Source organism: Vibrio sp. LB10LO1 (assembly GCF_010092875.1).
Classification (GTDB): Bacteria; Pseudomonadota; Gammaproteobacteria; order Enterobacterales; family Vibrionaceae; genus Vibrio; species Vibrio campbellii.
In genome coordinates this window covers 1-12,314 of record NZ_JAADJW010000059.1, presented here as the reverse complement: position 1 = coordinate 12,314, position 12,314 = coordinate 1, and the positions used below count along the sequence as shown (strand labels likewise).

Below are 12,314 nucleotides of genomic sequence, written 5' to 3'. Positions count from 1 at the left end.
AACAACGCGTCATTCCCGAAAGCGACGAAGGAGCGTAGTCGGGAATCTCTTGTAAACGCAGTACTATCCAAATGAAAACAAAGCCGAAAGTAGAATAGGCAAGTATGAAAGATCAGAAGATTTCTCCGATATCCGTGTTGGATCAAAGCCCGATGTTTGTGTGCAGCGTGATGAACCGAACCTTCCGCAATCGTGCCCAAGCAGAGCTATCACGTCAGGACTTAATGACGTTAGAAATGGCGAGTGCCTTAGCAGCGTTGGAAGAGTTTCAGCCAATGAGCCAGCAAGAGTTAGCGGATGCGGTACTAACAGAGCGAAGCGTCGCAAAACGCATGGTGGATAACTTAGAGAAGCGCGGCTTTGTTCAAGTATCTAAGTGCGAGACCAATCAAAGACTGAAGATTCTGACGCTCACCAAAGAAGGGGTAGAAGCGGTACGCAAAGTGCACCGCATCATGACTAACCTCAAGCAAGATTTTTTCTCTTGTCTGACGGAAGAGGAATCCGACGAATTCTTCCGTTTGGTCCGTAAAATGACATTAGCCAACCATCCCTAATTCTTCATTTCAGATGATGGCGAGCCACTTAGCTTTCTGTGAGGAAGCGGTTCGCCACTTCAGCTTCTTGCTTCTTCATTAATTGATGCGCAGTCAGCATGTGCTGTTCCATGATGTGCTTGGCTTTCGACGCGTCGCCTTTACGTAATGCTTCCACCAATGAACGTTGGCTTTGCACGCCCGTGTGCCACAGCTTGTGGTTACCCGGTTCATACAGCTTGCGATAAATCGTTAGCTCAGTAAGCATCTGCGCAGTAAAACGAACCACAAACTTCAGCAACTCGTTGCCAGAATAGCTCGCTAAGAGGCTGTGAAACTCAATCGATGCAATGTGGTGCTCACGCTCTTGATACACGTCTTCTGGTGGGGTTTGGTATTTATCAATTTGCTGATCGAGTCTAGCAAGTTGTTCATTAGTCAATGTGCCCGCCAACGATGCCGCGATCTCTGGCTCTAGCGATAAGCGGATTTGGTACAGATCCGAAATCGAAACGTCTTTGAAGAACAGGTAGTTGCTTAACAGTGCCTGAGCTTTGTTCTCGCTCATTTCACTCACGAACACACCGCCTTTTGGCCCGGTCTTGGTCGAGATAATACCTTGTGCCTCTAGGATGCGCATGCTTTCACGCACCGTGCTTTTTGACGCATCAAAAGTTTCCATCACGTCGACTTCGCTTGGGAGACGATCGCCAGGTTGCAAAGCTTTATCGACAATCCACGCTTTGATCGATTCGGCCAGTTGTTGAGTTCTACGTCCTTTTGCGCTGCTTGCCACATTATCCTCGCTGGGTTATCTCGCGGTATCTATTGAATTCTGAAGGAAATTCAAAGGATGTCACCTGTTTTCTGCGTTTCTCTTTTTGGAAAAAGCGCGCACTGCTGATTATGAAACCATCCGATTATCGATCTAATCGCTCTCACAAAAAAGCCTATTTATCATGATAAATGTCTTTCATTTGATATTTATCATGATAAATTAAAAATAAACATGGTTAGAAAAAGAGCGATTCAAAATGGAAAAATTTGTAGAAACTGCCAGCCTAGCGTGGGAATGGTTGGAAGACATTGCTCAGTGCAGCCAAACCCAAGACCCAGATAGCGAAGGTGTTACTCGTTTGTGTGCCAGTGAAGAGCACGCGAAAGCGAATGAAAAACTGCGCGAGTGGATGCTGCTGTCTGGTATGGAAGTGCGCATGGACAATGCTGCAAACCTTATTGGTCGCTACCACAGCCCAAATCCATATGCACAGACGCTGATTTTTGGCTCCCACCAAGACACCGTGCCAAATGGCGGTAAATACGATGGCATCTTGGGTGTGATTCTACCGGTTGCGTTGATTCACTATTTTCATCAGCAGAAACTCGAGTTCCCATTCAATATCGATGTGATCGCCTTCAGTGATGAAGAGGGCACTCGATTCCAATCGACATTGCTCGGTTCAAAAGCGATATCTGGCACATTCGATCCAAGTGTGTTGGACGCACAAGATGCCAATGGCGTGAGCATGCGTGAAGCATTGACGTCGTTTGGTTGCCATCCAGAGCAAATCGAAAAAGACGCTTACGACAAAGATAAAGTGCTTGGTTTTGTAGAACTGCACATTGAGCAAGGTCCGCAGCTTGAACAAGCGAACCTGCCAGTCGGTGTGGTTACTGCCATCACGGGGATTGAGCGTCATACCTTGTCGATTGTTGGTAAAGCCGGACATGCAGGCACAGTGCCAATGGACATGCGTCAAGATGCGTTAGTCGGGGCAGCTCAGGTCATCCACATGTTTGATCAACTGTGCAAACGTGAAGACGACCTAGTGGGTGTCGTGGGTAAAATTGCCAACTTCCCGAACGGTGTGAATGTGATTCCTCAGCAAACGGACATCACCATTGAGCTACGCTCACCAAACGATGCTTCTCGCATTGCTGCGCGACAAGAAATGCTGACGAACATCGAAACCTTGATGGCGCAGTACAACCTCGCGTATCGCCACGAGCAAACTTACGAGCAATCGGCCGTAACCTGTTCGGATTCACTTTCTGCGGCGCTGACTCAAGCGATCGAGCTATCCAACATTGACACCAAACACCTATTCAGTGGCGCAGGTCACGATGGTCTAGCGGTGTGCGAACTGACGGATATTGCAATGCTGTTTATGCGTTGTACAGGGGGCGTTAGTCACCACCCTGATGAGGCGATTTTGCAACAAGATCTTGTTGCCGCAGTAGAGGTGCTGAACCACTTCTGCATGCTGATGAAACACCAATAAAAGCGAAATAACACAAAAGAGGGTGGGGATTCATCCTCTTTTTTACTTTCAAAACCAAGACTTGGTTTTAGCTTGTGAACGTGAAGGCTCATACCAATGGGTTTTCATTCCTATACTAAGGAGAGATTTTGTTATGGATATGACAAAGAAGATGGAGACAACACAGAAGAAGGCTTGGTACAAAAGTATGCCGGACCCAATGGTCCTGATCTTTATGATCTTGGTGGCAACGTATCTACTGACCTTTGTTGTTCCTGCCGGGGAATTCTCACGTGTTGTGGTGGACGGTCGTACTACCGTTGTGCCTAACTCATTTGCTTATCTGAGTGATGTGCCTGCGGTGCATTTCTTTGATATTTTTGTCGCGATTCCGAAAGGTTTGATCAGCGCGGCGCCTTACCTATTCATCGTATTTATCGCGGGTGGCTTGTTCCACATCTTGCAACGTACCGGCGCGTTAGAGAACGCAATCGGTGTTGCGGTAAACAAAGCGGGTGTGAAGAACCGTAATTTGATCATCACCATCGGCACCTTTATCTACGGTTTCTTTGGCGTGGCGGTAGGCTTTGAGAACAACATCGCACTTGTTCCGGTTGCTGTGCTAATTTCTGCGGCAGTTGGCTACTCTAGCCTTGTGGGCACCGTGATGGCGGTGGGCGGTATTGGTGTGGGCTTTGCGCTGTCACCAATCAACCCTTACACTGTAGGTGTGGCTCAAGGTATTGCTGAACTGCCTACTTTCTCGGGCGCTTGGCTGCGTGCAGCGATGGTGATTTCCTCTCTTGCATTGTTGTCTTACTACATCTGTACCCGCGTGGCGAAGATGGAGTTTAAAGAGCCAGATTCAGCTGAAGGCTTAAGCAAAGATTTATCGGAATACCACCTAGAGAAGAAAGACAAACTGACGCTGGGCGTATTCTTAGCTGGTCTTGGTATCATGCTTTACGGTGTATTTGCCAACGGTTGGTACATCAACGAGATCGCAGGCTTGTTCCTATTGATGGCAATTGTGATCGGCGCGGTGAACGGTTTAAGTGCTAATGGCATCGTCAAGCAAATGATGGAAGGTGCATCGGGCGTAACAGCGGGTGCGTTGGTGATTGGTGTCGCGGCATCGATTCAAATCATCCTCGACCAAGCACAAATCATCGATACCATCGTTAACGCTTTAAGCTCACTTATCCAAGATATGCCAATTGCTATCTCTGCGATTGTCGCGAGTGTGGTGCAAGGTGTGATCAACCTATTCGTGCCATCGGGTTCTGGTCAGGCAATGGTGACCATGCCAATCCTAATTCCTGTAGCAGACCTTACTGGTATGAGCCGTCAGCTAATGATCACGGCATTCCAAGTGGGTGACGGTCTTACCAACCTTATTGTACCGACTTCTGGTGGTACGCTTGCGATGTTGGCGCTAGGTCGCGTGTCTTACGAGCAGTGGCTAAAAGCAATTATGCCATTCATGGTGTTTGTTTACGCACTGTGTTGGTTGGCGCTATTTATCGGACAAATGGTTGGCTACTAACGTCTTTTTTATATCGAGAATCTATGACGATTTCACTTATTCACGTTAACCCTGAAACGGGGTTATCGGCTTCCATTACAGCCACTGGCGGCGTTGCCGTTGGTGGTTACGTGAACCACAGTTGGCGCGGGATTGGCGCCTGTGCAACCCAAGGTTTGTTTACTAACCCTTGGTATGCAGACAATGCCAATCGATGGTTATCTCAAGGGCTTTCTTGCCATGATGTTGTTGAACGTCTGAAAGAGAGTGACGCCGAGTTTGCTAAGCGCCAATGCATGGTGATGGATAAGCACGGTCATGCGGCGTTTATCCATGGCGAAGAGAACATCGCGCACGTGGCTTCTCTTGCGTATCAAGATGTAGCGGTTGCGGGCAACATGCTAGAAAATAACGCAGTTATTGAGGCATTTGCTGATTCGTTCATGGCTCAGACGATGCTTAATGCAGAGCAAGTGCGAATGGGGGACAAACCTCAATATCGTGATGATTACGAGGCAACACTGGCGGAAGTGCTGGTTAACGCATTAGAAGCTGCATTGGCAGCGGGCGGCGATAAGCGCGGTACGTATTCTGCCTCCCTTCGTATTGAGAGCTACACGCAAGCGCCAATTGATATTCGTGTCGATTGGTCTGACGACAGCTTGATAGAAGACATGAGAAAGGTACTGAGCCGCGTGCGTGCACCCAGCTTTCAAGAGTTTCTTAGCGGATTGCCGAATCAGTAAGTGACCAAAAGTACAAACATAAAGCCTCAGCTCGCTGAGGCTTTATTGTCTCTATTGGTATCTTTCTAGTTATTCGTGGTTTTCTAGCTGTTCATGCCTCTCCAGCCACTCGCACCGCTTCTTCCATTCGAGCGTTTAGATCAAGCCATACGCTTTCAGAATCACAATTCCCACGGTACAAGTCACCGTCGAAAGCACGGTGGTTAGAGCGATGATGTTCGCCGCCAAGACAGAATTACCTCCCATCGAACGTGCCATAACGTAGCTTGCCGCAGCAACGGGAGAGGCATTCATAAAGAACAGAATACCAAGCTCAATCCCTCTAAAGCCGACTAAATACGCGCCTGTGGTAATCACGATAGGAGCAACGATCAGTTTGTAGCTGCTGGCAAACCAAGACGGTCCTTTCTCTTTCTTCATCAAACTTAAATCGAGTGAGCCGCCGGTACACAGCAGAGCGAGGGGAAGCGTCATCTTCGACAGATAATTACCCGCATCAATCGCGACATCAGGGACTGGGATAGACAGCAGGTAGAACACCATGCCAGAAAAAATCGAGATGATCAGCGGATTGCGGGTTAAGGTTCTCATCATCAGTTTGGCGGCTTGAGAGCCTGACGTAGCGCCTTTGGGAGACAAACAAATCACCGCTTGCACGTTATAGATAAAGGTCGTTACCGCGACATAAAGCGCAGCCAGAGCCACGCCTTGAGAACCGTAAGCATTCGCTACATACGCAATACCTATGATGCCCGTATTGGCGCGAAATCCACCTTGAATCAAAACACCTTGGTCTGGTGAAGATTTGAAGAACAGTTTGACGGAAATATAGGTGAAGATGAAAAACGAAATGCTGGCAACAATGCCGTAATTGACAAAGCCACTGGCTGCGGAGAAGTCGTGCTCGGAAACGACGATACTCAAAAATAACATCGCAGGCAGCGTGACCTGAAACACCAGTTTAGAGCCGACTTCGATAAAGTTGTCGTTGATAAGCCCAATGCGTTTGAAGACAACGCCCAATACCAGCATTAAGCAGATGGGGCCAGTGATCGACAACGAGAATTGCAACTGATGTAAAACAGCATCCATGAGTGTATCCGCAGCAAAAAAGTGCTCTTTCTAGTTATTCCCCAATGGAACCATAACTTAACGATGGGAAACAGTGGGGTGATGATATTTTCTTCAGTAATTGCGGGGTTCTGGCAAAGATTAGAGGGAATAGGCTCGACATTTTTGCTCTAAATGGTGCGTTCATTGTGTAAATCGTTTTGCTCCTCACATACGTGTACAGAGTCTTTTATTGCTAAAATTGTCATTAGTGGTTTGCGAACGGATAACCTTATGATGGGTAAAGTACTTTGTATCGCTCTGTTTCTTTTGTCTTTTTCATTTTCCACTCCTGCTTTGGAATTGTCGCCGCTAAGGGCCGAGCCTTATGTTGGGGATTTGGAAGTGTTGAAGGAGAAAAAAGCCGTTCGCATTCTCGTCTCTGCTGATCTCGGTTTTTACTACATCCAAAACGGTAAGCCGAAAGGCATCATCTCTGAACTCATTCATGAACTTGAACGCCACTTGCACAAGAACAACAAGGCGATAAACATTCAGGTGATTCCTGTAGCGAGAAATGAGCTCATCCCCAAACTGATCGCTGGGTATGGTGACATCATCGTGGCGAACTTAACCGTCACCAATGAGCGTAAAGAGCTGATCGCATTCAGCGCGCCAGTACGGGAAAACGTCTCGGAAATCATCGTAACTAACGGCAAGCACTCAGACATAAAAACCATTGATGAGCTGAGTGGGTTAGACATCTGGGTAAGAGAGAGCTCCAGCTATCACAAGAGCCTGACGAAGGCGAACAACTACTTAAGCATCAAAAAGAAGCCACTCATCAATATCATGTTTCTTGATGAGATCATCCAAGACTACGAGATCCTTGAGATGATCAGCGCTGGCTTTATCGATGTCACCGTGCTTGATCAGCATAAGACGGGCATGTGGGGCAATATCTTCCCTGATGTCATTTTCCATGATCAATTGACGGTAAGAAACAATGCGCAAATTGCTTGGGGAATAAGAAAAGACTCCCCGCAACTTGAGCAAGCGGTAAACAAGTTCATCAAGCAAGTCAGGATTGGCACCTTATTCGGCAATGTGGTTAATGAAAGGTATCTAGAAAACGACAAGTGGTTAAAGAAGTTCCTCAAGCGAGAGAATGTTACGCGCGCTAAAGAGCTTTGGGATATCTTCTATCTCTATGCTCAAGAGTATCAGTTCAACCACTTATTAATGATGGCGCAAGGCTTTCAAGAGTCGGGGTTGAATCAGAATGTTATCTCGCACAAAGGTGCCGTAGGCATCATGCAAATATTACCGACCACTGCAAGAGACAGAGCGATAAACATCTCCAATATCTACGAAAAAGAGCCCAATATTCACGCGGGCTTGAAATACATGCATTACCTGAGGAAGTACTTTTTTAACGATGAGGCGATAAGCGAAAGCGACATCATTTACTTCTGTCTAGCAGCCTACAATGCAGGGCCCGGCAACATTAGAAAGATGAGAAGAATCGCAGAAGAAAAAGGCTACGACCCAAATGTATGGTTCGATAATGTGGAAGTGGTGACGCGACAATACATAGGGATGGAGCCGATACGCTATGTGACCAACATTAACCGCTACTTCATTGCGTACAAGCTTTTAGAGCGATTGAATAACCGCCGCAGTGAGCTTGAGCCTTACCTTCATCCACCTTACAAACGTTCTGCCATTAAGCTCTATTATTAGTTCGTGGTTGTCCGTTTGCCTTTTCCTAGCTCGAATGCATTCAGTTCGAACTGATGGGCTTTAAACTCGCGGATCTCGAAACCATTAACGAGAACCTCCCTGCCGAGTGTGCAGGGAGGTTATTTGCGTTGCTCAATATGGTTTATAGGTCAAAGCGATCGTTATTCATCACTTTCACCCAAGCGGCCACAAAGTCTTGCACAAACTTCTCTTTGTTGTCGTCTTGAGCGTAAACCTCAGCATAAGAGCGAAGTACGGAGTTAGAGCCGAACACCAAATCCACGCGTGATGCTGTCCATTTTGTTTGGCCAGAAGCACGCTCACGGATTTCGTATTGGTTGTCACCGGCTGGATGCCATGTGTAGCTCATATCGGTGAGGTTGACGAAAAAGTCATTGGTCAGAGCGCCGACGTTATCGGTGAACACACCTTGGCTCGTACCTCCATAGTTCGTGCCGAGAACGCGCATACCACCGATAAGCACCGTCATCTCGACGGCGGTCAATTGCATCAACTGGCTGCGTTCCAGTAAGAGCTCTTCCGCAGTGACCACATAATCGGATTTCAGCCAGTTGCGGAAGCCATCATGAATAGGCTCCAGCACATCAAATGAATCCGCATCCGTCATGGCATCCGTGGCGTCTCCGCGACCTTGGCTAAATGGTACAGAGATGTTCATCCCCGCATTCGATGCCGCCTTCTCGATGCCTACGCCGCCAGCAAGGACAATTAAATCCGCCATGCTGATAGGAGAGTGATGTGTCGTGCGAATTGAATCCAGTACGTTGAGTACTTTCTGCAACCTGTCTGGCTCGTTACCTACCCAGTCTTTTTGTGGGGCAAGACGAATGCGAGCGCCATTTGCACCGCCGCGACGGTCAGAGCCGCGGTAAGTGCGTGCGCTGTCCCATGCTGTCGAAACGAGTTCAGCAATGCTCAATTCGCTATTGAGAATCGCCATCTTCAGTGCATCGATATTGTCTTCAGATAGGTAGTAAGACACCGGTGGTACAGGATCTTGCCAAATCAAATCTTCCGCTGGCACATCCGGGCCAAGGTAGCGAGACTTAGGGCCTAAATCGCGGTGTGTTAGTTTGAACCAAGCGCGAGCAAAACAGTCTTCGAACTCTTTTGGATTGTCACGAAAGCGCTCTGCAATCTTGCGATATTCTGGGTCATACTTGAGCGCCATATCCGCATCGGTCATCATCGGATTGTGGCGGATGCTTGAGTCTTCCACATCCACTGGCATGTCTTCTTCTTTGATGTCTATCGGTTCCCACTGGGCGGCGCCAGCAGGGCTCTTGGTGATTTCCCAATCGTAGGTGAACAGCAAGTGGAAGTAGCCGTTATCCCACTTCGTTGGATGAGTCGTCCACGCGCCTTCAACGCCACTTGTGACGGTATCACGTCCTATGCCTCGAGAGGTCTTATTAAGCCAGCCAAAACCTTGGTCTTCAATTTCTGCGCCTTCAGGCTCTGGCCCAAGTACCGAAGCATCGCCATTACCATGAGCTTTACCCACGGTATGACCGCCAGCGGTTAGCGCAACGGTTTCTTCATCGTTCATTGCCATGCGCGCAAAGGTGACTCGCATGTCGTGTGCGGTTTTGAGTGGGTCTGGTTTGCCATCGACGCCTTCTGGGTTCACGTAAATCAAGCCCATCATCACCGCGGCGAGTGGGTTCTCAAGATCGCGCTCACCAGAGTAACGGTTATTCTCACCGCCGCTCGGTTGCAGCCACTCCTTCTCTGCGCCCCAATAAATGTCTTTTTCTGGGTGCCAAATGTCTTCACGGCCGCCTGCAAAACCGAACGTTTTAAAGCCCATCGATTCATAAGCCATGTTGCCAGCAAGAATCATTAAATCGGCCCAAGAGAGCTTATTGCCGTATTTTCTTTTGATTGGCCACAATAGACGTCGTGCTTTGTCGAGGTTGCCGTTATCAGGCCAACTGTTGAGTGGTGCAAAACGCTGGTTCCCTCGGCTCGCACCGCCACGACCATCCGCAATTCTGTACGTACCTGCTGAGTGCCACGCCATGCGAATCATCAAGCCACCGTAATGGCCCCAATCCGCTGGCCACCAATCTTGGCTGTCGGTCATAAGATCTTTCAGGTCTTTTTTCACTTCCTCGAAATCGAGCGAGTTAAATGCGTCGGCATAGTTAAAATCCGCGCCCATTGGATCGGTCTTATGATCGTGCTGATGAAGAATATCGAGGTTGAGGCTTTTCGGCCACCAATTGAACTCGCTGGCTTGTTGGTTAGTATTCGCTCCATGCATAACAGGACATTTGGAGTGATGGTTTTTGTCGCTCATCTCTTGCTCCCTGACTGGGGGTTAGTGTCCTGACAGTTTAGTTACGAGTTACATATTTCGCCTTGGTGGTTTCGCTCTATTTTTCAAAGTTTTGGTCAAAAGATGATCCGCGTCATCCTTATCCTATTTAACAGTATTTGATGCTAAATAAGTTCAGTTCTTATCCATTAAAAATCGAAATAATCGCTTTCTCACCGAAGAGTCTAAACTGCGCTTTTTAAGAAACGTACCTGTGTAAATCATGTTGGCTTTCATTGAACTTGTTCTAACGTCATCACACTTCTCGGACGAAGTGGTTTAAGTTTTAGTCAAAAATCGTAAGGCTGTATTCAGCAGAGTGAATCGAAGAAAGTGTGATGTATCGATTTACCGAAAAGGATTTACCACTGTCCCACTCAATATGAGAACGGAGCAAGCAGCGTTGCTCGGGTGCTCTAAAGTCGAGAAGTAAAGGATGAGAAGCAAACAAAACAAAGCGGTATTGTGCGCGTTTGTATCAGGCAGCCTGTTTGGCGCCGCACTGGTCATCGCCATGTATATCCAGATTTGATGCGGTGTTGGTGAACGTGTCAAAACTGAAAAATCAAATTGTACAAGGAGTAGGGTTGTTTTCAGCTCTGCTCCTTGTTAGGTTAAAAGACATGAAAACGACATTTACTCCTTCATCAAACTTCTTCTGGTGGCGCTCTAATTAGAGCGGCGCGGAATCCTGACATTCTTACGCTGCTGGACGGTAGCTAAGCGTGTCTTGTCTTTTTTATCTCCAGTAGCGATCTAAATTTATTCGGAGATAAGTTATGAACACCACACAAAATACCCAACAACGCGAAATCATTCTTACTGGCGACCGAGCGACAGGCCCATTGCATTTAGGCCATTACGTTGGTTCTCTGCAACAACGCGTTGCGCTGCAATCTCAACATGACCAAACCATTTTGGTTGCCGACATGCAGGGCTTAACCGATAACGCGCATAACCCTTCCAAGGTTTCCTCCAATATCTTAAACGTGGTGGCCGATTATCTCGCTGTGGGCATCGACCCGACTCAAACCACCATCTGTTTGCAATCTCAAGTACCAGCGCTTGCTGAACTGACCATGTATTACAGCAACTTGGTTTCGATCGCGCGATTAGAGCGTAACCCGACGGTAAAAAATGAAATTCAAAACAAGGGCTTCGATCGTTCGATTCCGACTGGCTTCCTGACTTACCCAATCTCGCAAGCGGCCGATATCACCGGCTTTCATGCAACCTTAGTCCCTGTTGGTGATGACCAACTGCCGATGCTAGAACAAACCAATGAAATCGTGAGAAAGATAAACCACCTTGGCGGAAAAGAGATTTTGAAAGAGTGTCGTCCGCTGCTGAGTGACGCGCCACGTTTGCCAAGTACTGATGGCAAAAACAAGATGTCGAAAAGCATGGGCAACGCCATTAACCTAGGCGCGACAGAGAAAGAAATCTCAGCCGCCGTGAAGTCTATGTACACCGATCCAAACCACTTACGCATCGAAGACCCAGGCCAAGTAGAAGGCAACATCGTGTTTACTTATCTTGATGCGTTCCATACCGATAAAGCGTATGTGGAAGAGTTGAAAGCGCACTACCGTCGTGGCGGATTAGGAGACGGCACAACCAAGAAAGTATTAGAAGAGTGCTTACAAGAAATGCTGCGACCAATCCGAGAAAAACGTGCGATGTTCTTAGACGACAAAGCGCAGCTGATCGACATACTGAAACAAGGCAGCCAACGCTCACGTGAGAAAACCGAACAAGTCCTGTTTGATGTGAAAGGCGTATTCGGTTTGAACCTTTTCTGAAGCCGCTTCCGGTGACAGCGAGATCTGCATAAGTTCTAGCTCGCTGTACCCAGATTCCTAGTCGCGCCTAGGCTTGCTGGAATGACCCGTTTGAGGTTTGGGCGATGGTTTATAGGGACTTAACTCGCAATGAAACTCCCAACAGCGTCATTCCCTAGAGTGAAGAATGAGCGAGTAGGGAATCTCATTTCACACTCATGAACTAAATGTCGTCATTCTGAAAAGCGAGGAACGAGAGTAATTCAGAATCTACCTACCAAGTGCTGTTGAATCCGGATGTTCTCTCAAAGTTCTAGCTCGCTGTACCCAG

At 47.7% G+C, this 12,314-nt stretch carries 9 protein-coding genes; 6 read left to right on the top strand and 3 right to left on the bottom strand.

The features are described 5' to 3' along the window. Positions 1-104: 104 nt before the first annotated feature. Positions 105-557, top strand: coding sequence for a MarR family transcriptional regulator (locus GXP65_RS23980; protein WP_005426166.1), 453 nt, complete (start codon positions 105-107; stop codon positions 555-557). Between the two features lie 28 nt (positions 558-585). On the opposite strand, the gene GXP65_RS23975 is transcribed toward GXP65_RS23980, so the two are convergent. Then, positions 586-1,332, bottom strand: coding sequence for an FCD domain-containing protein (locus GXP65_RS23975; RefSeq protein ID WP_045368441.1), 747 nt, complete (start codon positions 1,330-1,332; stop codon positions 586-588). Between the two features lie 238 nt (positions 1,333-1,570). On the opposite strand from GXP65_RS23975, the gene GXP65_RS23970 reads away from it, so the two are divergent. The 3 genes from GXP65_RS23970 to GXP65_RS23960 all read left to right on the top strand — a co-directional run bounded on the left by GXP65_RS23970 (position 1,571) and on the right by GXP65_RS23960 (position 5,068). Then, positions 1,571-2,818 carry an allantoate amidohydrolase gene (locus GXP65_RS23970; RefSeq protein ID WP_162093882.1) on the top strand — a complete coding sequence of 416 codons (1,248 nt, stop codon included), beginning with the start codon at positions 1,571-1,573 and terminating at the stop codon, positions 2,816-2,818. A 133-nt stretch (positions 2,819-2,951) separates the two neighbouring features. Continuing rightward, on the top strand, positions 2,952-4,343 hold the full coding sequence (locus GXP65_RS23965) for a TIGR00366 family protein (RefSeq protein ID WP_047478887.1): 1,392 nt from the start codon (positions 2,952-2,954) through the stop codon (positions 4,341-4,343). Positions 4,344-4,366: 23 nt separating this feature from the next. After that, entirely contained in the window at positions 4,367-5,068 is a 702-nt protein-coding gene (locus GXP65_RS23960) for a DUF1028 domain-containing protein (RefSeq protein WP_162093881.1), read from the top strand. 135 nt (positions 5,069-5,203) lie between these two features. Here the strand turns inward: GXP65_RS23960 and GXP65_RS23955 are convergent, their stop codons facing one another. Beyond that, the gene (locus GXP65_RS23955) at positions 5,204-6,160 is read right to left on the bottom strand and encodes an AEC family transporter (RefSeq protein WP_162093880.1); all 957 of its coding nucleotides are present in this window, start codon (positions 6,158-6,160) and stop codon (positions 5,204-5,206) included. A gap of 252 nt (positions 6,161-6,412) precedes the next feature. On the opposite strand from GXP65_RS23955, the gene GXP65_RS23950 reads away from it, so the two are divergent. Next, on the top strand, positions 6,413-7,861 hold the full coding sequence (locus tag GXP65_RS23950) for a lytic transglycosylase F (protein WP_162093879.1): 1,449 nt from the start codon (positions 6,413-6,415) through the stop codon (positions 7,859-7,861). A 142-nt stretch (positions 7,862-8,003) separates the two neighbouring features. On the opposite strand, the gene katG is transcribed toward GXP65_RS23950, so the two are convergent. Further along, entirely contained in the window at positions 8,004-10,184 is a 2,181-nt protein-coding gene (gene katG / locus GXP65_RS23945) for a catalase/peroxidase HPI (protein ID WP_162093878.1), read from the bottom strand. Positions 10,185-10,981: 797 nt separating this feature from the next. Between katG and trpS the strand changes: the two genes are divergently transcribed. Continuing rightward, a complete protein-coding gene (gene trpS, locus GXP65_RS23940; protein ID WP_162093877.1) occupies positions 10,982-12,004 on the top strand; it encodes a tryptophan--tRNA ligase in 1,023 nt (340 codons plus the stop codon). The last annotated feature ends 310 nt before the right edge of the window (positions 12,005-12,314 follow it).

Excerpts from the sequence above, each read along its gene's own strand:
- GXP65_RS23980 (WP_005426166.1), top strand. The coding sequence starts at position 105 with ATGAAAGATCAGAAGATTTCTCCGATATCCGTGTTGGATCAAAGCCCG.
- GXP65_RS23970 (WP_162093882.1), top strand. The coding sequence starts at position 1,571 with ATGGAAAAATTTGTAGAAACTGCCAGCCTAGCGTGGGAATGGTTGGAA.
- GXP65_RS23965 (WP_047478887.1), top strand. The coding sequence starts at position 2,952 with ATGGATATGACAAAGAAGATGGAGACAACACAGAAGAAGGCTTGGTAC.
- GXP65_RS23960 (WP_162093881.1), top strand. The coding sequence starts at position 4,367 with ATGACGATTTCACTTATTCACGTTAACCCTGAAACGGGGTTATCGGCT.
- GXP65_RS23955 (WP_162093880.1), bottom strand. The coding sequence starts at position 6,160 with ATGGATGCTGTTTTACATCAGTTGCAATTCTCGTTGTCGATCACTGGC.
- GXP65_RS23950 (WP_162093879.1), top strand. The coding sequence starts at position 6,413 with ATGATGGGTAAAGTACTTTGTATCGCTCTGTTTCTTTTGTCTTTTTCA.
- katG (WP_162093878.1), bottom strand. The coding sequence starts at position 10,184 with ATGAGCGACAAAAACCATCACTCCAAATGTCCTGTTATGCATGGAGCG.
- trpS (WP_162093877.1), top strand. The coding sequence starts at position 10,982 with ATGAACACCACACAAAATACCCAACAACGCGAAATCATTCTTACTGGC.